General features: G+C 71.8%; 24 protein-coding genes. 16 read left to right on the forward strand and 8 right to left on the reverse strand.

Annotated features, from left to right (window positions below):
- The first annotated feature begins 20 nt into the window (after positions 1 to 20).
- Entirely contained in the window at positions 21 to 1,679 is a 1,659-nt protein-coding gene (locus BA062_RS28685; protein WP_110342084.1) for a beta-propeller domain-containing protein, read from the forward strand.
- Here the strand turns inward: BA062_RS28685 and BA062_RS41080 are convergent.
- The gene (locus BA062_RS41080; protein ID WP_110342086.1) at positions 1,648 to 2,061 is read right to left on the reverse strand and encodes a winged helix-turn-helix transcriptional regulator; all 414 of its coding nucleotides are present in this window, start codon (positions 2,059 to 2,061) and stop codon (positions 1,648 to 1,650) included. The genes BA062_RS28685 and BA062_RS41080 overlap by 32 nt on opposite strands.
- 75 nt (positions 2,062 to 2,136) lie before the next feature.
- Here BA062_RS41080 and BA062_RS28695 point away from each other — a divergent pair, with 75 nt between their 5' ends.
- On the forward strand, positions 2,137 to 2,973 hold the full coding sequence (locus BA062_RS28695; RefSeq protein ID WP_110342088.1) for an SDR family NAD(P)-dependent oxidoreductase: 837 nt from the start codon (positions 2,137 to 2,139) through the stop codon (positions 2,971 to 2,973).
- A gap of 306 nt (positions 2,974 to 3,279) precedes the next feature.
- Here BA062_RS28695 and mtnA read toward each other — a convergent pair whose 3' ends face one another.
- On the reverse strand, positions 3,280 to 4,275 hold the full coding sequence (gene mtnA / locus BA062_RS28700; RefSeq protein ID WP_110342090.1) for an S-methyl-5-thioribose-1-phosphate isomerase: 996 nt from the start codon (positions 4,273 to 4,275) through the stop codon (positions 3,280 to 3,282).
- Positions 4,276 to 4,470: 195 nt separating this feature from the next.
- On the opposite strand from mtnA, the gene BA062_RS28705 reads away from it, so the two are divergent.
- The 4 genes from BA062_RS28705 (at position 4,471) to BA062_RS28720 (ending at position 9,919) form a co-directional block, all read left to right on the forward strand.
- A complete protein-coding gene (locus BA062_RS28705; protein WP_110342092.1) occupies positions 4,471 to 5,823 on the forward strand; it encodes a TrpB-like pyridoxal phosphate-dependent enzyme in 1,353 nt (450 codons plus the stop codon).
- Positions 5,824 to 6,080: 257 nt separating this feature from the next.
- Complete coding sequence (locus BA062_RS28710; protein ID WP_110342094.1) at positions 6,081 to 7,283, forward strand: cysteine desulfurase family protein; 1,203 nt, start codon at positions 6,081 to 6,083, stop codon at positions 7,281 to 7,283.
- Between the two features lie 3 nt (positions 7,284 to 7,286).
- Positions 7,287 to 8,375 carry a tRNA 2-thiouridine(34) synthase MnmA gene (mnmA, locus tag BA062_RS28715; RefSeq protein ID WP_110342096.1) on the forward strand — a complete coding sequence of 363 codons (1,089 nt, stop codon included), beginning with the start codon at positions 7,287 to 7,289 and terminating at the stop codon, positions 8,373 to 8,375.
- 29 nt (positions 8,376 to 8,404) lie between these two features.
- Complete coding sequence (locus BA062_RS28720) at positions 8,405 to 9,919, forward strand: acyl-CoA synthetase (RefSeq protein ID WP_110342098.1); 1,515 nt, start codon at positions 8,405 to 8,407, stop codon at positions 9,917 to 9,919.
- Between the two features lie 90 nt (positions 9,920 to 10,009).
- Here BA062_RS28720 and BA062_RS28725 read toward each other — a convergent pair whose 3' ends face one another.
- The 4 genes from BA062_RS28725 to BA062_RS28740 form a co-directional block, all read right to left on the reverse strand.
- A complete protein-coding gene (locus tag BA062_RS28725; protein WP_110342100.1) occupies positions 10,010 to 11,050 on the reverse strand; it encodes an MBL fold metallo-hydrolase in 1,041 nt (346 codons plus the stop codon).
- Positions 11,051 to 11,146: 96 nt separating this feature from the next.
- Positions 11,147 to 11,536 (reverse strand): VOC family protein, encoded by a 390-nt coding sequence (locus tag BA062_RS28730; protein WP_110342102.1) that lies wholly within the window; start codon positions 11,534 to 11,536, stop codon positions 11,147 to 11,149.
- Complete coding sequence (locus tag BA062_RS28735) at positions 11,533 to 11,829, reverse strand: ArsR/SmtB family transcription factor (protein WP_110342104.1); 297 nt, start codon at positions 11,827 to 11,829, stop codon at positions 11,533 to 11,535. The genes BA062_RS28730 and BA062_RS28735 overlap by 4 nt, the downstream gene beginning before the upstream one ends.
- A 53-nt stretch (positions 11,830 to 11,882) precedes the next feature.
- Positions 11,883 to 12,716: a nitrilase-related carbon-nitrogen hydrolase gene (locus BA062_RS28740; RefSeq protein ID WP_110342106.1), complete on the reverse strand. Its 834-nt coding sequence runs from the start codon at positions 12,714 to 12,716 to the stop codon at positions 11,883 to 11,885.
- 57 nt (positions 12,717 to 12,773) lie between these two features.
- Between BA062_RS28740 and BA062_RS28745 the strand changes: the two genes are divergently transcribed.
- Genes BA062_RS28745 through vapC form a run of 6 tightly spaced genes read left to right on the forward strand, consistent with a single transcriptional unit; the run spans position 12,774 to position 17,861 of the window.
- Positions 12,774 to 13,820, forward strand: coding sequence for a uroporphyrinogen decarboxylase/cobalamine-independent methonine synthase family protein (locus tag BA062_RS28745; protein ID WP_210407027.1), 1,047 nt, complete (start codon positions 12,774 to 12,776; stop codon positions 13,818 to 13,820).
- A gap of 10 nt (positions 13,821 to 13,830) precedes the next feature.
- On the forward strand, positions 13,831 to 14,544 hold the full coding sequence (locus BA062_RS28750) for a hypothetical protein (protein ID WP_110342108.1): 714 nt from the start codon (positions 13,831 to 13,833) through the stop codon (positions 14,542 to 14,544).
- Positions 14,545 to 14,555: 11 nt separating this feature from the next.
- Complete coding sequence (gene ligA, locus BA062_RS28755; RefSeq protein WP_110342110.1) at positions 14,556 to 16,715, forward strand: NAD-dependent DNA ligase LigA; 2,160 nt, start codon at positions 14,556 to 14,558, stop codon at positions 16,713 to 16,715.
- Positions 16,708 to 17,208, forward strand: coding sequence for a GNAT family N-acetyltransferase (locus BA062_RS28760; RefSeq protein WP_110342630.1), 501 nt, complete (start codon positions 16,708 to 16,710; stop codon positions 17,206 to 17,208). The genes ligA and BA062_RS28760 overlap by 8 nt, the downstream gene beginning before the upstream one ends.
- A gap of 33 nt (positions 17,209 to 17,241) precedes the next feature.
- Entirely contained in the window at positions 17,242 to 17,463 is a 222-nt protein-coding gene (locus BA062_RS28765) for a type II toxin-antitoxin system VapB family antitoxin (protein WP_110342112.1), read from the forward strand.
- Positions 17,448 to 17,861 carry a type II toxin-antitoxin system VapC family toxin gene (gene vapC, locus BA062_RS28770; RefSeq protein WP_110342114.1) on the forward strand — a complete coding sequence of 138 codons (414 nt, stop codon included), beginning with the start codon at positions 17,448 to 17,450 and terminating at the stop codon, positions 17,859 to 17,861. The genes BA062_RS28765 and vapC overlap by 16 nt, the downstream gene beginning before the upstream one ends.
- A 10-nt stretch (positions 17,862 to 17,871) precedes the next feature.
- Here vapC and BA062_RS28775 read toward each other — a convergent pair whose 3' ends face one another.
- Entirely contained in the window at positions 17,872 to 18,525 is a 654-nt protein-coding gene (locus BA062_RS28775) for an ACT domain-containing protein (RefSeq protein ID WP_110342116.1), read from the reverse strand.
- Between the two features lie 310 nt (positions 18,526 to 18,835).
- Between BA062_RS28775 and gatC the strand changes: the two genes are divergently transcribed.
- From gatC to BA062_RS28795, 4 genes are read left to right on the forward strand one after another with little or no spacing between them, the layout of a single operon-like run.
- Entirely contained in the window at positions 18,836 to 19,135 is a 300-nt protein-coding gene (gene gatC / locus BA062_RS28780) for an Asp-tRNA(Asn)/Glu-tRNA(Gln) amidotransferase subunit GatC (protein ID WP_110342118.1), read from the forward strand.
- Positions 19,132 to 20,637 (forward strand): Asp-tRNA(Asn)/Glu-tRNA(Gln) amidotransferase subunit GatA, encoded by a 1,506-nt coding sequence (gene gatA / locus BA062_RS28785; protein ID WP_110342120.1) that lies wholly within the window; start codon positions 19,132 to 19,134, stop codon positions 20,635 to 20,637. Before gatC ends, gatA begins: the two co-directional genes overlap by 4 nt.
- Positions 20,634 to 22,139: an Asp-tRNA(Asn)/Glu-tRNA(Gln) amidotransferase subunit GatB gene (gene gatB / locus BA062_RS28790; protein ID WP_110342122.1), complete on the forward strand. Its 1,506-nt coding sequence runs from the start codon at positions 20,634 to 20,636 to the stop codon at positions 22,137 to 22,139. Before gatA ends, gatB begins: the two co-directional genes overlap by 4 nt.
- A gap of 5 nt (positions 22,140 to 22,144) precedes the next feature.
- On the forward strand, positions 22,145 to 22,654 hold the full coding sequence (locus BA062_RS28795; RefSeq protein WP_342768965.1) for a hypothetical protein: 510 nt from the start codon (positions 22,145 to 22,147) through the stop codon (positions 22,652 to 22,654).
- 49 nt (positions 22,655 to 22,703) lie between these two features.
- Here BA062_RS28795 and BA062_RS28800 read toward each other — a convergent pair whose 3' ends face one another.
- Positions 22,704 to 23,891: a PQQ-dependent sugar dehydrogenase gene (locus BA062_RS28800; protein ID WP_110342631.1), complete on the reverse strand. Its 1,188-nt coding sequence runs from the start codon at positions 23,889 to 23,891 to the stop codon at positions 22,704 to 22,706.
- Between the last annotated feature and the right edge of the window lie 29 nt (positions 23,892 to 23,920).

Consider the following 23,920-nt stretch of genomic DNA (forward strand, 5'->3'; position numbering starts at 1 on the left):
GCGCTTCCGTCCAGTGCGGCATGAGACCACGGGCTGTGGGTGTGCTGGCCGTCGTGTGCGCGTTCGCGCTCGGATCGTGTGGTGTTCCCGATGCCGGGACGACGACACCGCCGAGGGCCGCGCCGGCGGAGCTGGTGGCGTTCGACTCGTGCGACGCCGCGCTGGAGCAGTTCAGGGCCGCGGCGCTGGCCGAACCGGCGGAGCAGGCCGAAGCCCTGCCGGACGTGCGCGTCAACGAGGCCGCGCCCGCCGGGGCGCCCGCCGCCGCTCCGGACGTGGCGGCCAAGGAACAGCACTCCGGTACCAACAACCACGAGGCCGGGGTGGAGGAGCCCGACCTCGTGCAGACCGACGGCCGCCGCGTGGTCACCGTCGCCGACGGGCGCCTGCGGGTGATCGACGTGGCGAGCAGGCGCGTCACGTCCACAATGGATCTCCCGGGCGGCTGGGCGGGCGAGCTGCTGCTCGACGGCGACCGCGCGCTCGTGGTGGGGCAGCGCGCGCTGACGCTCGTCGACCTCACCGGCGCGGCACGCCTCGTCGGTACGCTCGCGGTGGACGGCGAGTACGTCGACGCGCGGCTCGTCGGCGGCAGGGCCCGCGTGGTCCTGCGCTCGCAGCCGAAGCTGCCGCCCGTGACGCCGCAGGCGGTGCGGGTCACGACCATCGACGACTGGCTTCCCGCCTACGACCTCACCACCGCGCAGGGCGCCCGCTCGCAGGGCAGGCTCGTCGACTGCGACAACGTGTACCACCCGCCCGAGCCCGGCACGTCGCTGCTCACCGTGCTGACGTTCGAGCTCGGTGGACCGCTCGGCACCGGCGATCCCGTGGCGATCGCCGCCGACGGCACCACCGTCTACGGCTCGGCCGCGAACCTCTACGTCGCGCACAACGCGCCGCAGGGCACCGCGATCCACCAGTTCGACATCGCCTCGGCAGGCCCCGCCCGGCACGTCGCCTCCGGGTCCGTTCCCGGTGCGCTGCTGAACCAGTACTCGATGTCCGAACACGACGGTCACCTGCGCGTGGCGACCATGACCGGCGCCGACAACACGGTGACCGTGCTGGCGCGCAAGGGAAGCACGCTCACCGACGTGGGCACGCTCGGCGGTCTCGGCAGGGGCGAACGAATCTACGCCGTGCGCTTCCTCGGCGCCGTCGGCTACGTGGTGACCTTCCGGCAGACCGATCCGCTGTACACCCTCGACCTGGCCGATCCCGCGCGACCGCGCGCCGTGGGGGAGCTGAAGATCACGGGCTACTCGGCGTACCTGCATCCCGCAGGCGAGGGGCGGCTGATCGGCGTCGGGCAGGAGGCCGACCTCCAGGGCCGGGCGCTCGGACTGCAGGTGTCGCTGTTCGACGTCGGCGACGCGGCGAAACCGGTGCGGCTGGCCCAGCACCGGCTGTCCGGCGGCATGGCGCAGGTCGAGGCCGACACGCACGCCTTCCTCTACTGGCCGCCCACGGGCCTGCTGGTGCTGCCCACCGACGCCGACGCGCTCGTGCTGCGGGTCGGCGACGGCTCCATCACGGCGCTCGGGCGGATCGGCGGCGGCTCGCCGGTGCTGCGCTCGCTGGTACTCGGCGACGAGCTGTGGACGGTGTCGCAGTCGGGAGTGCTCGTCCACGACGCGGCGACGCTCAACCCGATCGGTTCGGTGCCGTTCGCCTGACCTTGTTGAGCTCCGCCTCGTGACGCACGGCCCAGTCGGCGAGCGCCGACAGCGGTTCGAGCAGGCTGCGGCCCAGCGGCGTGAGGCCGTACTCGACGCCGGGCGGCACCGTCGGGTGCACCTCGCGCCACACCAGCCCGTCGGCCTCCAGGCCGCGCAGCGTACGGGTCAGCATGCGCTGGCTGATGCCTTCGACGGCCCGGTGCAGCTCGTTGTACCGGTGCGGGCGCGTGCCGAGGAGGATCACCAGCAGCATGCTCCATTTGTCGCCCACTCGGCGGAACACGTCGCCCACCGGGCATGCGGCGAGCTCGTCGGGCGGCACCGGGCGAGGCAGGTCGTGGGCGAGTACCGAGGGAACACCGGTGTTCGTTCCGGACATCAAACTGCCTTCTTTCGGTCCGCGGCGGGACGGCCGACGATGAGTCGGTCGATGTCGAGCCTAGGGAGGAAGATCGTGCCGAGCCAACCACCGAGGACCGTGGTCATCAGCGGTGGAACCGACGGCATGGGGCGCGCGACCGCGCTGGAACGGCTCTCGCGGGGCGACCACGTCACCGTGATCGGCAGCAGCGACGCCAAGGGCCGCGCGCTGCTGGACCACGCCGCGAACCCGAATCTCCGGTTTCTGCGGGCGGATCTGTCGTCGATCGCGGAGACGGAACGGGTGATCGCGCGGATCGGCGAGGAACACGAGAGCGTCGACGCGCTGGCGTTGTTCGCCAACCGCGTCAACCCGAAGCGGCGGGAGACCGAGGACGGCCTGGAGGCCACGTTCGCCCTGTACTACCTGAGCCGCTACCTGCTCAGCCACGGGCTGCGCCCGCTGCTCGACGCAGGCACCGACCCGGTGATCGTCAACGTCGCCGGGGTGGGCAACACCGCGGGGCGGATCCACTGGGAGGATCCCCAGCTCACTCGCGGCTACGGCCAGGTGCGTGCTCAGCTGCAGGCGGGTAGGGCGAACGACCTGCTGGGTGTCTGGTTCGCCGAGCAGGCGGCGAGCAAGGCGCGCTACGTGCTCTACCACCCCGGGTTCACGCGCAGCGGGGTCGACGGTCACCCGAACCCGGTGGTCCGGCGAGCGCTCGGGCTGCTCGCGAAGGCCTTCGCCCGTCCGGTGGCGGACTCGGTGCGGCCGATCGTGGAGTGGATCGACCGGCCGCCGGCGGAACCGCTGTCCGCGATCGACCGGGGCACACCCGTCGGCAGTTCGCTGAAAACCCTCGATCCCGGCGCCGCGGCCCGGCTGGCCGCCTACACCGAGAAGGTGCTCAGCGGCCGAACCACGTGAGCGCGTCGAGCGTCGGTGCCGTGGGCAGCCCGCGCCGGCAGCCGTTCAGGTTGGAGTCTCGGCCGCACCCCGCATCGCGGGGTGCGGCGTCGATGAGCCCCGGACGATGTCCGGTCCGAGGTGGACAGTGGCGGCCAGGCCGTGTCCAGGCTTTCTCCTGGCACACGGCGGGCGAGCCTGCCGTCGGTGAGCCCCGGAGAAGCGGCGGAGCTCACCGCTGAGCCCCAGCTTCGCGCACAGTCCGGCCACGGGGAAGGTCTGCACCCGGCCAGACCGTAGGGACTCCGGGGCGGGGCGGTCGAGCGATTACCGCGCCGTACCCGCGACCACGCCGTGCTCGGTGACGACCGCGGTGATCAGGTCGACGGGGGTGACGTCGAAGGCCGGGTTGAACACGGCGGCGTCCTTCGGCGCGACCGGGTTACCGGCGACGTGGGTGACCTCCTCGGGGGCGCGTTCCTCGATCACGATCGCGCCGCCGTCGGGCAGGCTCGCGTCCACTGTCGACGACGGGGCCACGACCACGAACGGCAGGCCGTGGCGGGCGGCGGCGAGCGCGAGGCCGTAGGTGCCGATCTTGTTGGCGGTGTCGCCGTTAGCGGCGATGCGGTCGGCTCCCACCACGACGCCGTCGACGAGCCCGCGGGCCATCGCGGCGGCAGCGGCGGCGTCGGGCAGCAGCCGGTAGGGGATCGCCTCCTCGGCCAGCTCCCACGCGGTGAGGCGGGCGCCCTGGAGCAGGGGGCGGGTCTCGTCGGCGAGCACGTACTCCAGCTCTCCCTCGGCGTGCAGGTGGCGGACGACGCCGAGCGCGGTGCCCCAGTCGACGGTGGCGAGGCGGCCGGTGTTGCAGTGGGTCAGCAGGCGCAGCGGGCGGCGGGCGCAGGTGCCCAGCAGCAGCCGCGCGGCGTGTGCGGACGCCTCGCGGTTGACGCGCTCGTCCTCGTCGAGCATGGCCAGCGCCTCGGCGAGCACGGCCTCGGCGCCGCCGGGCAGCTTCGTGAGCGCACGCTCGACGCCCCAGCGCAGGTTGACGGCGGTGGGCCTCGCGGTGGCGAGGCGCCCGGCGTCGGCGTGCACGGCGGCGGTGTCGGCGCCGTGCCGGTGAGCGGCGAGTGCGACCCCCAGCGCGCCGGCGGCGCCGAGCGCGGGCGCGCCGCGCACGGCGAGGCGCTGGATGGCGCCGATCAGCTCGTCGACCGTGGCCAGGCGCAGCAGCCGGTGCTCGGCGGGCAACGCGCACTGGTCCACGATCACCACGGTTCCGTCGGCCCAGTCGATCGTTCGTCCCACGTGACCCATTCTCCCGGTCCGCTCTCCGCAGTGAAGGCCACCTTCACTGCGTTCAACGCAGTGAAGGTGGCCTTCACTGCGGCTGTCACCCACAAGAACCTCATGGCTCACTCTGTTGCGAAGCAAGGGAGCTTTACTACCGTTTTCCGGGAGCAAAGGTCCCTTGCTCCCTTCTCGCTCAGCCCTTGCCTTGGGAGGCGCATCATGGCCGGCCGCACGAAGTACCTTCTCGACGAAGACGACCTGCCGACCCAGTGGTACAACGTCGTGCCGGACCTCCCCGAGCCGCCTCCACCACCGCTGCACCCCGGCACCCGCGAGCCGGTCGGCCCCGACGACCTCGCCCCGCTGTTCCCGCAGGCGCTCATCGCGCAGGAGGTCACGACAGATCGCTATGTCGACATTCCTGGCGAGGTGCTCGACGTCTACCGCCTCTGGCGGCCCTCGCCGCTCTACCGCGCCCGCCGCCTGGAGAAGCTGCTCGACACCCCCGCCCGCATCTACTACAAGTACGAGGGCGTCAGCCCCGTCGGCTCCCACAAGCCCAACACGGCCGTCCCGCAGGCGTTCTACAACGCCGCCGAGGGCGTCACCCGGCTCACCACCGAGACCGGCGCCGGGCAATGGGGCAGCGCGCTCGCCTTCGCATGCGCCACCTACGGCCTCGACTGCGAGGTGTGGCAGGTCCGCGCCTCCTACGACCAGAAGCCCTACCGCAAGATCATGATGGAGACGTTCGGGGCGACCGTGCACCCGAGCCCCTCCGACCTCACGCAGGCCGGCCGCAAGGTGCTCGCCGACCACCCCGACTCCACCGGCAGCCTCGGCATCGCCATCAGCGAGGCCGTCGAGCAGGCCGCGGGCGACCCGAACGCGCGGTACGCACTCGGCAGCGTCCTCAACCACGTCCTGCTGCACCAGACCGTCATCGGCGAGGAGGCGATCAAGCAGTTCGAGCTCGCCGAGGACACTCCGGACGTGATCGTCGGCTGCACCGGCGGTGGATCCAACTTCGGCGGGCTCGTCTTCCCGTTCCTGCGCGAGAAGCTCGCCGGGCGCATCTCGCCGGAGATCCGCGCCGTCGAGCCCGCCGCGTGCCCCTCGCTCACTCGCGGCCGCTACGCCTACGACTTCGGCGACACCGCGGGCCTCACCCCGCTGCTGAAGATGCACACGCTCGGCCACGAGTTCATCCCGGACCCCATCCACGCCGGCGGCCTGCGCTACCACGGCATGTCCCCGCTGCTGTCGCACATCTACGAGCTGGGACTGCTGGAGGCCATCGCCGTGCCGCAGCAGGAGTGCTTCTCCGCGGGCGTCCGCTTCGCCCGCACCGAGGGCATCATCCCCGCGCCGGAGCCCACCCACGCGCTCGCCGCGTGCGTGCGGGAGGCGCTGCGCTGCAAGGAGACGGGCGAGGAGAAGGTGATCCTGACGGCGCTGTGCGGGCACGCGCACCTCGACCTGCCCGCCTACAACGCCTACCTCACCGGCCAGATGGTGGACAACGACCTCGCGCAGGACACGCTGGAGACCTCGCTCGCCGGAATCCCGTGACGAGGGTGTGCCTCTACCGCGCCGGAGGCCGGACCGCGGAGCCGTGAGCCAGGCGCGGGAGCCGCCCCGCCGCCCGGTGCCGTGGACACCCGGCACCGCACCACCGCGGCGGGACTGTCCTCACCCGGGCCGTCACGGCACCCGTCCCTGCCCGGCGGCCCCGGTCGCCGGGCAGGGCGCCCTGCTCAGGCGGTTCCCGCCGCGCGTGAGCAGTACCGCAGCCACGGCCGCGGGGGCACGACTACCCTGGACAGGCGATGACCTATCTCGACCACGCGGCGACCACCCCGATGTTGCCCGACGCCGTCACGGCGATGAGCGAAGCGCTGTCCACCGTGGGCAACGCTTCCTCCCTGCATTCCTCGGGGCGCAGGGCGCGACGCGTGGTGGAGGAGGCCCGAGAGGCCGTCGCCGAGGCGCTGGGCGCCCGCCCCTCCGAGGTGATCTTCACCGCCGGGGGCACCGAGAGCGACAACCTCGCGGTCAAGGGCATCTACTGGGCCCGCACCAAGGCCGACCCGGCCCGCCGCCGCGTGCTGGCAGGCGCCGTCGAACACCACGCCGTGCTCGACGCCGTGAGCTGGCTGGCGAGCCACGCCGATGCCGAGGTCACGTGGCTGGAGGTCGACGCCACCGGCCGCGTGCTGCCGGAGACGCTGCGTGCCGCGATCGAGTCCGGCCCCGGCGACGTCGCGCTGGCCACCGTGATGTGGGCCAACAACGAGGTCGGCACGATCAACCCGCTGCCGGAGCTCGCCGCCATCTGCGCCGAGTACGACATCCCGCTGCACACCGACGCCGTGCAGGCCGTCGGCGCGGTCGAGGTCGACTTCGGCGCCAGTGGTGCGAGCGCGCTGACCCTCACCGGGCACAAGCTCGGCGGGCCGTACGGCGTCGGGGCGCTGCTGCTCGACCGCGACACCCCGTGCGAGCCGCTGCTGCACGGGGGCGGCCAGGAGCGCGAGGTCCGCTCCGGCACGCTCGACGTCCCCGCGATCCACGCCTTCGCCACCGCCGTGCGCTCCAGCGTGCGCAACCGGCAGGCCACGTTCGACGACATCGGCAAGCTGCGTGACGACCTCGTCGCCGCCGTGCTGCACGAGGTGCCGGACGCGATCCTCAACGGCGTGCCCGCCGACGACCCTGCGGGCCGCCTGCCGGGCATCGCCCACTTCACGTTCCCCGGCTGCGCCGGCGACAGCCTGCTGATGCTGCTCGACGCCAAGGGCATCGAGTGCTCCACGGGCTCCGCGTGTACCGCGGGCGTCGCCGAGCCGAGCCACGTGCTGCTGGCGATGGGCGCCGACGCCGCGTCGGCACGCGGCTCGCTGCGGTTCTCCCTCGGGCACACCTCGACGCGCGACGACGTCGACGCGCTCGCCCGCGAGCTGCGCGGGGTGGTCGACCGGGCGAGGCAGGCGGGGCTCGCCGGCATGCGCAAGCACAAGCAGGAGGTGTGAACGGTGCGGGTACTGGCCGCGATGAGCGGGGGAGTCGATTCGGCGGTGGCCGCCGCACGGGCCGTCGAGGCGGGACACGACGTGGTGGGCGTGCACCTCGCCCTGTCGGCGAAGCCCGGAACGCTGCGCACCGGATCGCGGGGCTGCTGCACGATCGAGGACGCGCACGACGCGCGCCGCGCCGCCGACATCCTCGGGATCCCGTTCTACGTCTGGGACTTCGCAGAGCGGTTCACCGAGGAGGTCGTGGAGACCTTCGTCGGTGAGTACGCGGCCGGGCGCACGCCCAACCCGTGCGTCACGTGCAACGAGAAGATCAAGTTCGAGGCGCTGCTCGACAAGGCGATGGCGCTCGGCTTCGACGCCGTGTGCACCGGTCACTACGCGCGCCTGTCCGTTGTGGACGACGTGCCGCAGCTGCGGCGCAGCGCCGACGAGGGCAAGGACCAGTCGTACGTGCTCGCGTCGCTCACACCCGAGCAGCTGCGGCACGCGATGTTCCCGCTGGGCGGCTCCCGCAAGCCCGACGTGCGCGCCGAGGCGGCCGAGCGGGGCCTGTCCGTGGCGCAGAAGCCCGACAGCCACGACATCTGCTTCATCCCCGACGGCGACACCAGGAAGTTCCTCGAGTCCCGGCTCGGCGAGCGGCCCGGCGACCTGGTGGACGCCGAGACCGGGGCCGTGCTGGGCAGGCACACGGGTGTGCACGGGTTCACCATCGGCCAGCGCAAGGGGCTCGGCATCGACGCACCCGCCCCTGACGGCAGGCCCCGCTACGTGCTCGCGCTGGAACCCGTCTCGGGCACCGTGAAGGTCGGCTCGTCGCGCGACCTCGGCGTCGAGCGGATCGAGGCCGACCGCCCCGTCTGGCCGGGCGCGCCGCTCGAAGGCCCCACCGAATGCGTGGTGCAGGTACGCGCGCACGGCGGCACGGCGCCCGCGGTCGCCGAGGCCGTCGAGGGTGGCGTGAGCATCAGGCTGCGCGAGCCGCTGCACGGTGTCGCGCCGGGACAGGTCGCCGTGCTCTACCGGACCGATGCCGCCGCTGGCGACCTCGTGCTCGGGAGTGCGAAGATCGCGTCCACGGCGTAACGACCCTCGGACGCCGCGGGAGGTTCTCCATGACGAGCACGGTCAGGTCCAGCACGGTCTCCGACGTCCTTCGCCGCAGCGCCGCGCGCGTGCCGGGCCGGGTCGCGCTGCGGTTCGCCGACCGGCAGTGGACCTACGCCGAACTGGACGCGGCGGTCACGCGCGCGGCCGCGCACCTGCTGTCGCTGGGCCTGGGCAAGGGTGACCGGGTGGCCGCCTACGGCAAGAACTCCGACGCCTACCTGATCGGCTTCCTCGCGTGCGCCAGGGCCGGGCTCGTGCACGTCCCGGTGAACTACAACCTCGCCGGAGCCGAGCTGGCGTACCTGCTGGAGCAGTCGGGCAGCACCGTCGTGCTCACCGACCCCGCGCTGCGGGAGGACCTCGACGCGCTCGCGGCGCCCCTCAAGCACGTGCTGCCGCTGCGCGACGCCGAGGGCTCGCTGCTCGCCGCCGCCCGCACGGGCGAGGTCCCCGAACTCGACGCCGAGGTGGACGAGGGTGACCTCGTGCAGCTGCTCTACACCTCCGGCACCACGTCACGGCCCAAGGGCGCGATGATGACCCACCGCGCGCTGCTGCACGAGTACCTGTCGTGCGTGGTCAACCTCGACCTCACCGAGAACGACCACCCGCTGCACGTGATGCCGCTGTACCACTCGGCGCAGATGCACGTGTTCCTCGTGCCGTGGCTGATGGTCGGCGCCACCAACACGCTGCTGGAGGTGCCCGACCCCGCCGAGATCCTGCGCAGGCTGGCCGCCGACCGGCACCGCGCGTTCTTCGCCGCGCCGACGCTGTGGGTGGCGCTCGCGAACAACCCCGAGTTCGGCGACTTCGACCTCTCGGCGCTGCGCAAGGCCTACTACGGCGCGTCGATCATGCCGGGCCCGGTGCTGGAGCGGCTGCGGCAGGCGATGCCCGAGCTGGGCTTCTACAACTGCTTCGGCCAGTCGGAGATCGGCCCGCTCGCCACGGTGCTGCGGCCGGAGGAGCACGCGGCCCGGCCCGACTCCGCGGGCCGCGCGGTGCTGTTCGTGGAGCTGCGCGTGGTGGACTCCGAGGGCAACGACGTCGCGCCGGGGGAGCTGGGTGAGGTCGTCTACCGCTCGCCGCAGCTGTGTCTCGGCTACTGGGACAAGCCCGAGGAGACCGAGGAGGCGTTCCAGGGCGGCTGGTTCCACTCCGGCGACCTCGTGCGCATCGACGAGGAGGGTTACATCTTCGTCGTCGACCGCCTCAAGGACGTGATCAACACCGGCGGCGTGATGGTCGCCTCGCGCGAGGTCGAGGACGCGCTGTACACGCACCCGGCCGTCGCCGAGGTCGCCGTGGTGGGTCTGCCCGACGAGAAGTGGATCGAGGCCATCACCGCGGTCGTGGTGCGCAGGGAGGACGTCGGCGCCGACGAGCTGCTGACCCACGTGAAGGGCACGCTCTCGGCGTTCAAGGTCCCCAAGGCCGTGCACTTCGTCGACGACCTGCCGCGCAACGCCTCCGGCAAGATCCTCAAGCGGGAACTGCGCGACCGCTTCGCAGACTGACCCTGCCCGCCCACCCGACTGCAGTGAAGGCCACCTTCACTGCGTTCAACGCAGTGAAGGTGGCCTTCACTGCGGCTGGGGTGGCGGTGCTCAGGGAAGGGTGTAGTGGCGGACGCCGTCGAGGTCGGTTGCCGCGAGCTTTCCCTGGTACACCAGCAGGTCCAGGTGCGCGCCGGTCTCCAGCACCGCGAGCATCTGGTTGAACGGGTCCAGCTCGGTCAGCACCCGCTCGCGCCGGGTCCACGTCAGCTTGAGCGCCGACTCGTACGCCGTCTGGGCTCCGCTCGCGACGGTCTCACCGGTCTCGGCGAGCCGATGGTCGTGGTGGGCGAGCAGCTCGTCCACCCGCGCGTGCACGCTCGGCGACACGGGGCCGTGCGCGGGGAGCATGCGCATGTCCGGAAGCTCCCTCACCACGCGCAGGGAACCGAGGTAGTCGCGCAGCGGGAGCTCGGCCGGCGCGGGCTGGAAGCCGATCGACGGCGTGATGTGCGGCAGCACGTGGTCGCCCGAGAACATCAGCCCGGCCGCGCCGTCGGTGAACACGACGTGTCCCGCCGTGTGGCCGGGGGTGTGCACGATGTCGAGCTCGCGGCCGGGCAGCACGGTGCGCCTGCCCGGCGTGAGCCACTCGTCCGGCGCCTCCCAGAACGTGCTCTCGGTGCGCTGTCGTTCCTTGAACGCCTTGGCCAGTTCGTCGACCACCGAATCGGCGCCCGCCCGCCGCAGCAGCCGCACCTGCGCCTTGATCGGCTGGGCCTCCGGATCCGAGGTGATCCGCAGCGACGGCTCCTCCAGCAGGCCCAGCGCGATCTTGCTGCCGAACTTGCGGCGCAGCGCCACGGCGAGCGTGTAGTGGTCGCGGTGGACGTGCGTCACCAGGAACTGGCCGACGTCACCGAGCCCGGCGCCCAGCCCCTTGAGTCCCGCCTCCAGCTGCTCGTGTGCCGCGTCGAGCGCCCAGCCGGAGTCGATGAGCACGAGCGAGTCGCCGTGGACGAGCACGTAGACGTTCACCGCCCGCAGCGCGTCGTTCGGCAGTGGCAGCGGAATCCGGTAGACGCCTGGCGAGACCGTGTAGACCCCCGGCTCGGTCCAGTGCCTGCTGTTGTCGTCCTCGAGCGGTTCCACGTGCGACCTCACTGTCCTGAAGAGTCCGAACCTCGATCAGAACAGCAGCGTCGCACGGGAGCCAGCCACCTGAGACACACCTCACCAAGCGGCCGCTTACTTCAGCGTGGCGAGCTGGATCAGGTTGCCGCAGGTGTCGTCGAGGACGGCGGTGACCACGGGCCCCAGGTCGGTCGCCTCCTGGGTGAACTGGACGCCGAGCCCCTTGAGCCGCTCCACCTCGGCGTACACGTCGTCGACGGCGAACTGGGTGAACGGGATGCCGTCGGCGACGAGTGCCTTCTTGAACGGGCCCGCCGCCGGGTGGCCGTCCGGCTCCAGCAGCAGTTCGACGCCGTCCGGGTCGGCGGGGGAGACCACGGTGAGCCAGCGGTACTCGCCCGCCGGCACGTCCGTCTTCTTGGTGAATCCCAGCTTCTCGGTGTAGAAGGCCAGCGCCTTGGCCTGGTCGTCCACGAGCACGCTGGTGATGTTGATGCGGATCACGGGTCGGATTCCTCTCGGTCGATGGGCCACCGCTCGACGATCGACCGCAGCGGGCTCGTGTCGATGTGGTGGAACTTGTACCGGCCCTGGCGCCGGGTGTGCACCAGCCCGGCTTGTTCGAGCACCGCGAGGTGTTGCGAGACGGCCTGCCGTGAGGAGGCCAGCCCGTGCTTCATCGTCAGCCTGCCGCAGATCTCGAACAGCGTCTGACCGTCCTTCTCGGTCAGCTCGTCCAGGATGGTGCGTCGCGTCGCGTCGCCGAGGGCCTTGAACAGGTCGGGCGCTGCGTCCACACCCACGGTTATAGGCAAGTCGCCGCTTGCCTGTCAAGGATGACCAGGCTTTTTCAGTCGCTGCCACTCTCGTTGATGAGGCGCTCCAGCTCGCGGCGCAACAGCCCGAGGCGCGCGTCGGCCAGCAGCGGGATCTCCCGGCGGCGCCTGCGCACCGCCGAGGTGTCGATGTCCACCACCAGGAGCGACTCCTCCCAGTTCGGCGCCGTCGCCACCGCCGAGCCCCACGGGTCGAGCACCCGCGAGCCACCCCAGAACCGCACCCCGGCCTCGTCGCCGACGCGGTTGACGAACACCACCCAGCACTGCTGCATGCGCGCGGTGAACGTGAGCAGGTCGTGCCAGTACTCGGCCGGGTCGAACGAGCCGCCCGTGAGCTTCGCGGCGCTGTTGGTGGGCACGATCAGCAGCTCCGCGCCGTCCTGCGCGGCGAGCCACGGCAGCATCGGCTGCCACGCGTCGTTGCAGATGAGCGTCGCGAACCGGCCGTGCCGCGTCTCGAACGCGCGCATGTGCTGGCCTGGGCTGGCGTGCTTGCGTTCCTCCCAGATGAGGTAGTTCGGCAGGTACAGCTTGCGGTGGTTGTGCACCAGCTGACCGTTCGACAGGTACAGCGCGGAGTTGTGCCTGCGGATCCGGCCGTCCTCCAGCAAGCCGATCACCACGTCGGGCCCGTGTCGTGACAAATCGGCGAGACGCGAGTCGTCGGGCCACAGCGAGATGTCGTCGGCGAGCTGGCCGAGTGCGTAGCCCGTGAGGCTGAGCTCGGGAAAGACCACCAGGTCGGCGTGCTGCGCTGCCGCGTCCTTGATGATCCGTTCGGTATCGGCGAGGTTCCCGTCAACGTCGCCGAGCCGGCAGTCGGTCTGCGCGAGTGCCACTCTCATGCGTCTCACCTCCTTTGTTCGCAGGGGTTTCGATACGAAGAAGGTACCTGGAGAACAATGTCGGGCGTGACCGAGCAAGCATGGCCCCACGGCGTCGGAACGGGCATCGGCTCCATGCCGGGAACCGACGCGGCCGAAGCCGCCACGATCGTCTTCGGCGAGTTGCCCGAGTTCCCTCACCTGCCCGAACTTCCGGACCGGGGGCTCGGCGCGGATCTCGTCGGCCGCACCGCGGGACTGCTCGTCGACCTCGCCGTCGAGGTGGTGCCGAGCGGCTACCGCGTCACCGCCAGGCCGGGTGCGCACCACCGGCGCGCCGTGGACCTGCTCCGGTGGGACGTCGACGCGTTCTCCGACGCCGCCGACCGCGCGGGCGCGCGCCCCGCCGTGGTGAAAACGCAGGTCGCGGGACCGTGGAGCCTCTCGGCGGGGGTCGAGCTGGCGCGCGGGCACCGGGTGCTGACCGACCGCGGCGCCACGCGCGACTTCGCCGAATCGCTGCTGGAGGGCCTCTCCGGGCACGTCGCCGAGCTGACGCAGCGGACGGGCGCGGGCGTGGTGGTGCAGCTCGACGAGCCGTCGCTGCCGACGGTGCTCGCCGGCGCGCTGCCCACCCCATCGGGTTACGGCACCGTGGACGCGGTGCCCGAGCCGGAGGCACGCGAGCTGCTCGCGACCGTGGTGGCCGGCGTCGAGAAGCTCACCGGCAACCCCGTGATCGTGCACTGCTGCGCGTCGCGCCCGCCCGTGGCGCTGCTGCGCGCGGCGGGGGCCGGTGCGCTCGCGATCGACGCGACGCTGCTCGACGGTGCGCCCGGTTCGCTGCTCGACGAGCTCGGGGAGGCGTGGGACGCGGGCACCGAGCTGCTGCTCGGCCTCGTGCCGGCGGAGGCACCCGCCGTGCCGCCGGGCCTGCGCGACGTGGCGGGTCCCGCGCTGCGGCTGGTCGACCGGCTCGGGTTCAACCGATCGATACTCGCCGAGCGCGCCGTGCCGACGCCGACGTGCGGGCTGGCCGGAGCCCGGGGCGAGTGGGTGCGCCGCGCCCTGTCGCTCACCCGCGATCTGGGCAAAGCGTTCATCGAGCCGCCCGAGGGCTGGTAGGACTGCACAGGTGAGTTGGTTCCGGCGCAAGCGCCGCGATGAGGACGAACCGCCAGACCCGCGCACGCCGTGGCCCGACGAGCCCGTGCCCGCCGATCCGGCTGCCGCGGCCGAGGAGTTCTGGCGGCGCTGGGACGAGCTGCTGCCCGAGATCAGCGCGGCACTCGGCGAGGGCGAGCCGCACCGGGTGGAGACGCTGCTGCTCGACGCCGTCGCGCGCGTGCACCCCGCACTGCAGTTCTCGCTGGAGCGTGGGCACCGTTCGATCTACGCGCTCGTCGTGAGCGGGCAGGAGGACCCCGCCCTGCGGCCCTACACCGACGCGTGGAAGGCCGCCGCGCCGCCGGACGACGCGCTGTGGGAGTACCACGACTCGGTGCCGCCGGTGCCCGATCCCGAGAAGGTCACCGTGAACCTCGGCGAGCACCGCATCGCCCTTGCCGACGTGCGGGTGGTCGCGCAGGTGGACGAGGCCGAGCACGTGGTCGACGTCGCCGTGCACCACCCCGCGATGGCCGAGCTGGCCGAGGCGGCGCGCAGGGCGATGACGTTCCTGCCGCTCGACGCCGCGCTGGGCGAGCGGCTCGCCGCCGAGCGGTTGCGCAGGGTGGAGACCGCGGTCGCGGAGCCCACGGGCACCATCAGTCTCGTCGAGCTGCGCGAGCTCGTGCGCGGCCTGGGCGGCGCGGACGGCTGGCACGACACTGTCGGTGGTAGCGCATAGGCTTTGCGGCTGTGAGCAGTGAGGACCTTGCAGCGGATCAGGTAGCGGAGGCGCCCGAGGGCACGCAGGCGGCCGAGGACATCGCCGACGTCCCCGCCGACGCGCGCGAGCGGCACACGGCGCTGGCCGAGGAGGTGCGCGGGCACCAGTTCCGCTACTACGTACTCGACTCGCCGACGATCAGCGACGGTGAGTTCGACCGGCTGCTGCGGGAGCTGGAGGAGCTGGAGGAGCGCTTCCCCGGCCTCGCCACGCCCGACTCGCCGACGCAGCGGGTCGGCGGCATGTTCTCCACCGAGTTCACCGCGCACGACCACCTCGAGCGCATGCTGAGCCTCGACAACGCCTTCGACCTCGAGGAACTGCGCGCGTGGGTCGACCGTGTCGAGCGCGAGGTCGGCGGGCAGACGCGGTACCTGTGCGAGCTGAAGATCGACGGTCTCGCGGTGAACCTGCTCTACGAGAGGGGCAGGCTCACGCGGGCGCTCACGCGCGGCGACGGCCGCACCGGCGAGGACGTGACGCTCAACGTCCGCACCCTCCAGGACGTGCCCGACCGGCTGACCGCGAGCGACGGCTTCGCCGTGCCCGACCTGGTGGAGGTGCGCGGCGAGGTCTACTACCGCGTCGAGGAGTTCGCCGAGCTCAACGCGCGGCTGGTGGAGGCGGGCAAGCCGCCGTTCGCCAACCCCCGCAACGCCGCGGCGGGCTCGCTGCGGCAGAAGGACCCGAAGGTCACGCGCTCGCGCCCGCTGCGGCTGATCTGCCACGGCCTCGGCAAACGGAACGGGTTCGACCCCGAGCGGCAGTCGGAGGCGTACGACGCGCTCGCGGCGTGGGGCCTCCCGGTCTCGAGCTACAGCAAGGTGATCGAGACGGCCGAGGGGCTCGTCGAGCACATCGAGTACTGGGGCGAGCACCGCCACGACGCCGAGTACGAGATCGACGGCGTGGTGATCAAGGTCGACCAGGTGTCCCTGCAGCGCAGGCTCGGTGCCACCTCGCGGGCCCCGCGCTGGGCCATCGCGTTCAAGTACCCGCCCGAGGAGGCCACCACCACGCTGCTCGACATCCGCGTCAACGTCGGGCGCACCGGCCGCGTCACGCCGTACGCGGTGATGGAGCCGGTGAAGGTCGCGGGCTCCACGGTGGCGATGGCGACGCTGCACAACGCCGAGGAGGTCAAGCGCAAGGGCGTGCTCATCGGCGACCGTGTGGTGATCCGCAAGGCGGGCGACGTGATCCCCGAGGTGCTCGGCCCGGTCGTGGACGTGCGCACCGGCTCCGAGCGTGAGTTCGTGATGCCCGCCCACTGCCCCGAGTGCGGCACCCGGCTGGCGTACCAGAAGGAGGGCGACGTCGACATCCGTTGCCCCAACTCGCGCTCGTGCCCCGCGCAGCTGCGTGAGCGCCTGTTCCACCTCGCCGGGCGCGGCGCGTTCGACATCGAGGTGCTCGGCTGGGAGGCGGCGGGCGCGCTGCTGCAGGCCGGGGTGGTGGCCGACGAGGGCGACGTCTTCGAGCTGAACGAGGAGAAACTGCTTCAGGTCGAGTTGTTCGTCACCAAGGCGGGTGAGCTGTCCGCCAACGGCGCCCGGCTGCTCGCCAACCTCGACTCCGCCAAGGATCGTCCACTGTGGAAGGTGATCGTCGGCCTTTCGATCAGGCACGTCGGCCCCACCGCCGCCCAGGCGTTGGCGAGGGAGTTCGGCTCGATCCAGCGCATCGACGACGCGAGCGAGGAGGAGCTGGCCGAGGTCGACGGCGTCGGTCCCACCATCGCCACGGCGGTCCGCGAGTGGTTCGCCGTGGACTGGCATCGCGAGATCGTCGAGAAGTGGCGCCGCGCGGGTGTGCGGATGGAGGAGGAGCGCGACACCTCGATCCCGCGCAACCTGGAGGGTCTGTCGATCGTCGTCACCGGCTCGCTGGAGACGTTCTCCCGCGACGAGGCCAAGGAGGCGATCATGGCCAGGGGCGGCAAGGCGGCGGGCTCGGTGTCGAAGAAGACCGCCTTCGTGGTGGTCGGCGACGCGCCGGGGTCGAAGTACGACAAGGCCGTGCAGCTCAAGGTGCCGGTGCTGAACGAGAACGGCTTCCGCGTGCTGCTCGCCGAGGGCCCCGACGCCGCGCGCGAGGTCGCCGAGGTGACGGGTGACGCCGATGAGTGAGATCACGGTCCGGCGTGCGCTGCCCGGCGAGCTGGCCGAGCTGGGGGAGCTGACGGTCGCGGCGTACCAGGCGGACGGCCTGCTCGGCCACGACGCGGGCGAGTCCTACGCCGGTGAGCTGCGCGACGCCGCCCACCGGGCCGAGCACGCCGAGCTGCTGGCCGCGGTCGACGCCTCGGGATCGCTGCTGGGCACGGTCACCGTGGCGGCCCACGGCTCCCACTACGCGGAGATCTCCCGCGAGGGCGAGCTGGAGTTCCGGATGCTCGCGGTGGCCGAGCGGGCGAGGGGCCGAGGCGTCGGCGAGGCGCTGACCAGGGCCGTGCTCGACCAGGCCCGCGAGCTGGGCGCGTCGCGGGTGGTGCTGTGCAGCCTGGCGGCGATGAAGACGGCACACCGGCTGTACGAGCGGCTCGGCTTCCGCCGCCTGCCGGAACGCGACTGGACCCCGGTTCCGGGCGTGACCTTGCTGGCCTACGCCCTCGAACTCTGAGCCGCATACACCACGCGTGTGTATCCTACGTGTATGAGCCGGACGAACATAGACATCGACGATGAGCTGGTCGCCGAGGTGATGCGCCGGTACGGCTTGGACACCAAACGGGAAGCCGTGGACTTCGCTCTGCGCAAGGTGAGTCCGACGATCACGCCTGAGGACATCGAGTCGTTGCGGGGCATCGGCTGGGAAGGTGACCTCGAGGAGATGCGCCGCGGCACCGATCCGGAGCACAAGTGGCAGTCCACCTGATCGACGCAGGTGTGTGGATCGACTGGATGCGCGACCGGGACAGCAAGGCGACGGCACGCTTGGCCGAGCTCAAGGAATCGCCTGCCTACCTCGCGACCACGCAGCCGGTGGTCATGGAGGTCCTGCAGGGTGTTCATTCCGCGGCTGTCGGCCGAGTCGAGCGGGTCTTCGACGGGCTCGTGCGGCTCGACGTCGACCCGCAGCTCGACTTCCATCAGGCGGCTCACCTGTACCGAGCCGTCCGCGAGTCGGGCCACACCGTGCGGTCGTCGATCGACACGCTGATCGCCGCCGTCGCCCTGCGGCGCGGCGCGGTCCTTGTTCATCGCGATCGCGACTACGACCGCATTGCCACCGTCGCTCCCAAGCTGCGCACGGAACCGCTGCTCGACAGCTGAACCCGTTGGCTCAGCTGTCGAGCACTACCGCGACGATCCCGGCGAGGTGGGCGAGCCGGGCGACCTCGGCGGCGCGGAACATCGGCCCGCCGGGGCGGCCCACCAGCAGCGCCCGGTCCGGCTTGCCCAGCGGTGTCGCGGCCAGCTCCGTGCCCAGCTCCTGCCAGGTCGCGGGCACCCACGACTCCTCGCCGTCCAGCACGGTCGCGCGCTCCAGGGGCAGCCACGGCATGTCCTTGATCGCCGTCTCGGGGGCCGCGCTGGACGAGGCGAGCGGCTCGACGCCGTCGTCGCTGTGCTGCACGACCACGGACCAGCCCGCCCGGATGATCTTCGGCACGCCTTCGGCGAGCAGGTCCAGGCCCGTGGCGGGCTGCGCGGCGATCTCCTCGACGAGCTCGAGCTCGCGGTGGGTGTCCAGCACCCCGGCGTAGGGGCGCACGGCGTCGACCTCGACGCCCTCGACGCTCTCGGCCGCGGTGATCAGCGCGTCGGGCAGCCTGCCCGAGGGCAGCTCCACCACCAGGTCGTCGATGGCGATGCCGTTGCCGCGTTCGACCACGTCGACGCTGAGGATGTCGGCTCCGGCGAGGCCCAGCGCGGTGGCCACGGCCCCCAGCGTGCCCGGGCTGTCGGGGAGCTGAACCCTGATCAGGAACGACACCCTGGGCCCCTCTCGGTCCTCGTCCGGCCACAGGTAGTGCCGGTGCGGGTCCCGGACAGCTTCCTCACCTCATTCAAGCAGCTCACCGCAGCTTTCAGACCTGTCGTCTCCTCGGGCACTCCCTCCTTGCCGTGGAGCGCGTATGCCGGCCGATGATTGTGACAGAACGCGGACGGCGCGTGCAGCCACCGCCGGCGTGGCCACGTGCACAGTGTGCCCCGGCCGGGCGAACAACCCGGTCGAGCCCGGTCCGCCGCACGCCATAGACTGCCCGGAAGGAACACCCGAATCCCCTTCCGGAGTCACCCGCGTGTCGAATATCTCCCGCGACGAGGTCGCGCACCTCGCCAAATTGGCCAGGCTGGCCGTCACCGAGAAGGAGCTGGACGTCTTCGCAGGCCAGCTCGACCAGATCCTTGACGCGGTGGCCAAGGTCGGTGAGGTCGCGGCGGACGACATCCCGCCGACCTCGCACGCCGTGCCGTTGACCAACGTGTTCCGCGCCGACGAGATCCGGCCGAGCCTGAGCCAGGAGCAGGCGCTCTCCGGCGCGCCCGCGGCGGAAGAGGGCAGGTTCCGGGTACCGCGCATTCTGGGGGAGGAACAGTGACCGACCTGACCAGGCTCACCGCGAGCGAGCTCGCCGCGAAGATCCACAAGCGGGAGATCACCTCCGTCGAGGCGACCCAGGCGCATCTCGACCGCATCGCCGAGGTGGACGGCGCCGTCAACGCGTTCCTGCACGTCGACACCGAGGGCGCGCTCGCCGCCGCCCGCAAGGTCGACGGCGACCTCGCCGAGGGCCGCGAGCCCGTGTCGCCGATCGCGGGCGTGCCGCTCGCGCTCAAGGACGTGCTGACCACCAAGGGCGTGCCCACCACGTGCGGGTCGAAGACGCTCGAGAACTGGCTGCCGCCCTACGACGCCACGGTGACGCGCAGGCTGCGCGAGGCCGGTGTCGTGATACTCGGCAAGACGAACATGGACGAGTTCGCGATGGGCTCCTCCACCGAGAACTCGGCGTACGGGCCCACCCGCAACCCGTGGGACCGCGAGCGCATCCCCGGCGGCTCCGGCGGTGGCTCCTCGGCCTCACTGGCCGCGTTCGAGGCGCCGCTGGCCATCGGCACCGACACCGGCGGCTCGATCCGCCAGCCCGCCGCCGTCACCGGCACGGTCGGCGTGAAGCCCACCTACGGCGGCGTCTCCCGCTACGGGCTCGTCGCGTTCTCGTCCTCGCTCGACCAGGCCGGTCCGTGTGCGCGCTCGGTGCTCGACGCGGCGCTGCTGCACGAGGTGATCGCCGGGCACGACCCGATGGACTCGACGTCGATCGACGCGCCCGTGCCGCCCGTCGTCACGGCCGCGAGGGCCGGACTCAAGGGCGACCTCACGGGCGTGAAGGTCGGTGTGGTCGCGGAGTTCTCCGGCGAGGGCTACCAGCCGGGCGTGCAGCGCTCCTTCGAAGCCGCGGTCGCGCAGCTCAAGGACCTTGGCGCCGAGGTGGTCGAGGTGTCGTGCCCGAACTTCACCTACGCGCTGCCCGCGTACTACCTCATCGCGCCGAGCGAGTGCTCCTCCAACCTGGCGCGGTTCGACGCCATGCGCTACGGACTGCGGGTCGCCGACGACGGCACGCACAGTGCCGAGGAGGTCATGTCGCTGACCCGCGAGGCCGGGTTCGGCGCCGAGGTCAAGCGCCGCATCATGCTCGGCACCTACGCGCTCTCGTCGGGCTACTACGACGCCTACTACGGCTCTGCGCAGAAGGTGCGCACGCTGATCACGCGTGACTTCACCGCCGCGTTCGAGAAGGTCGACGTTCTCGTGTCGCCCACCACGCCCACCACGGCGTTCAAGATCGGCGAGCGCGTGGACGACCCGCTGGCGATGTACCTCGCCGACCTGTGCACCATCCCGGCCAACCTGGCGGGCAACGCCGCGATGAGCGTCCCCAGTGGACTGTCCGACGAGGACGGCCTTCCCGTGGGCCTGCAGATCATGGCGCCCGCGCTCGCCGACGACCGGCTCTACCGCGTCGGCGCGGCCTACGAGGTGGCGCGTGGACCGTTGCTGGACCGGATTCCTGAACTGAAGGGGGTCTCGGCGTGACCGCCGTTGTCGACCTGATGGACTACGCCGAGGTCGTCGAACGCTACGACCCGGTGCTGGGGCTCGAGGTGCACGTCGAGCTGTCCACGAAGACCAAGATGTTCTGCGGCTGCCCCAACCTGTTCGGTGGCGAGCCCAACACCCACGTCTGCCCGACGTGTCTCGGCCTGCCCGGCGCGCTGCCCGTGGTCAACGGCAAGGCGGTGGAGTCGGCGATCCGGATCGGGCTGGCGCTGAACTGCGAGATCGCGGAGTGGTGCCGGTTCGCCAGGAAGAACTACTTCTACCCAGACATGCCGAAGAACTTCCAGACCTCGCAGTACGACGAGCCGATCGCCTTCAACGGCCACCTCGACGTCGTGCTCGACGACGGCGAGGTGGTGCGCGTCGACATCGAGCGCGCGCACATGGAGGAGGACACCGGCAAGTCGCTGCACGTCGGCGGCGCCACCGGCCGCATCCACGGAGCAGAGCACTCGCTGCTCGACTACAACCGCGCGGGCGTGCCGCTGATCGAGATCGTCACCAAGCCGATCGCGGGCATGGGCGAGCGCGCTCCCGAGGTGGCCCGCGCGTACGTGACCGCGCTGCGGGACCTGCTGCGGGCGATGGACGTCTCCGACGTCCGCATGGACCAGGGTTCGCTGCGCTGCGACGCGAACGTGTCGCTCATGCCGAAGGGCGCGAGCGAGTTCGGCACCCGCACCGAGACGAAGAACGTCAACTCGCTGCGCAGCGTCGAGCGCGCCGTGCGCTACGAGATGACGAGGCAGGCGGCGGTGCTGGCCTCCGGCGGCACGGTGACCCAGGAGACCCGGCACTTCCAGGAGGCAGACGGCAGCACCTCGTCGGGCCGCACCAAGGAGACCGCCGAGGACTACCGGTACTTCCCCGAGCCCGACCTCGTGCCGATCGCGCCGACCCGGGAGTGGGTCGACGAGCTGCGCACGACGATCCCGGAACTGCCGTGGGAGCGCCGCAAGCGCATCCAGGCCGAGTGGAACCTCACCGACGAGGAACTGCGCGACCTCGTCAACACGGGTGCCGCCGACCTCGTCGCCGCGACGGTCGACGCCGGCGCCGAGCCGGGCGAGGCCCGCAGCTGGTGGGTGCAGTATCTGACCCAGCAGGCCAACGCCCGCGAGGTGGAACTGGCCGACCTGCCGATCACCCCGGCCCAGGTGGCCCGCGTGATCGAGCTGGTGAAGTCCGGCGAGCTGACCAACAAGCTCGCCCGCGAGGTCGTGCAGGGCGTGCTGGCCGGTGAGGGAGAGCCGGACGAGGTGGTGGACAAGCGCGGCCTCAAGGTCGTCTCCGACGACTCGGCCCTGCTCACGGCGGTCGACGAGGCCCTGGCGGCGCAGCCGGACGTCGCGGAGAAGATCCGCGGCGGCAAGGTGCAGGCGGCCGGCGCGATCGTCGGCGCCGTCATGAAGGCGACCAAGGGACAGGCGGACGCCAAGCGCGTGCGCGAGCTGATCCTCGAGCGCGTGGGCTCCTGATCGCGTTGTCCCGCGTCACCTGGCGCGAGTGGCTCGGCCTCGGTGCCGGGCTGCTCGCGCTCGTCACGTTGTTCCTGCCGTGGACCGTGCTCAGCGCGGACAACCCCGAGGTGCAGGCGGCGCTGTCGTCGCTGCCGGGCGGCGACGTGTCCCGCTCGGCGTGGAACTCGACCTTCTTCGCGTGGTTCCCGCCGCTGCTGCTCCTGCTCACGGGGCTCGCGGTCGCCGCGTTCGGCCGGGTGCCCTCGGCTCGGACGGGCGGGCTGCCGCACTTGTGGCTGGTGGCCTCGGCGGTGGCGCTCGTGTCGTTCGTGCTCGGCTGGGTGCTCATCGACTGGCAGTTCGGCGGCGAGGAGCGTGCCCTGCTGGCCGAGAGCGGGGTGTCGGTGGCCGCCGGACTCGGCCGCTGGCTCGCCGCACTGGCGGTAGCGGCCTCACTGGTGGCGGCGATCCTGGACCTCCGAGCCGCCCGAACCGAGTTGCGCAAGCCCCACAAGCCCCAGCGACCCCGTTAGCCCCACATGCGGTGAAGGTGGCCTTCACTGCAACCGGGTGTGGGGGTCGTCAGTCGCGGCCGGAGCCGGACGCGGGCTGGCGGACCACGAGTACCACACGGTCGTCGCTGGACACCGGCGTGCCGCCGTCCTTGTTGATCGTGCCCGCCACCGCGACGTCGGGCGTCACAGGGTCGAGCGCGCCGAGCTTGCCGTAGCTGGTCCCGTTGTTGCCGTCCATCGTGACCTGCGGCTTTCCTCCCACCGAGCCGTCCTCGGTGAGCGGCAGGTTCTGCACGTTCGCACCCGTCGAGGTGGCCACGGCGAGCACGTCTGTCCAGTCCGTGCAGCCCGTGACGCCGGGCTGGTCGGGCCACGTCCACGCGGGCACGCTCAGGTCGCTGCCCGGCTGGATGCGGTACAGCGCGTCCTTCTCGGGGCCCTGGTCGGTCACCCACAGCCGGGAGCCGTCGGTGGTCTTGCACATCCCGCCGGGGTTGTGCAGCCCGCTCGCCAGTACGGGGGAATCCGGCCTCGGGTTGCCCTCGGCGGGCAGGCCGGCCGGGGTGATCCGCAGGACCTTGCCCGCGAGCGAGCCCGGGTCGGCCGCCGCGGCGGCGTTGCCGGCGTCGCCCGTGGCGACGAGCAGCGAGCCGTTGCCGTCGGTGAGCAGGGCGCCGCGGTTGCCGGTCTGGCCCTTCGGGATGCCCGTGAGCACCGGTTTCGGCGGCTGGCCTTGCGCGAAGCGGACGACGCGGTTGTCGGTCGGCGTGGTGACGTAGGCGAACACGAGCCCGTCCTCGCCGTAGGTCGGTGACAATGCGAGGCCGGTGAGCCCGCCGTCGCCCTGTGCCACCACGTCGAGTGTCGCGAACTCCGACTTCTCCGCCTCGGCGCCGACGAGGAACACGCGGCCGCTCTTGCGCTCGGCGGCCAGCGCGCCGATGGTGGAGCCGTCCGTGGGCAGTGCGGCGACCGCCGACACCGTGTCGAGGCACGTCGCGATCACGGCCTTGTCGAAGTCCTTGCAGCCGTCCGGGGGCGGAATGGGCGTCTGCGACGTCGGGGGACCGCTGGGCACGGCGGGGGTGCCCGCCTCGGGCAGCTCGGGCTGAGGGCCCGCCTCAGGGGTCAGCTCGGGCGCGGGCTGCCAGTTCTGGCCCGCGGCGCTGTCGTCGAACTCGGCGCAGCCGGACAGCAGTAATGCGCCGCTGGCCAGCAGGGCCAGCGGCCACGACCTTCTCCGGGGCCGGATCAGCACAGTCTCCGAGACTAGGCGGCACACCG

The sequence above is a fragment of the Prauserella flavalba genome, assembly GCF_003202235.1.
Lineage (GTDB): Bacteria > Actinomycetota > Actinomycetes > Mycobacteriales > Pseudonocardiaceae > Prauserella_A > Prauserella_A flavalba.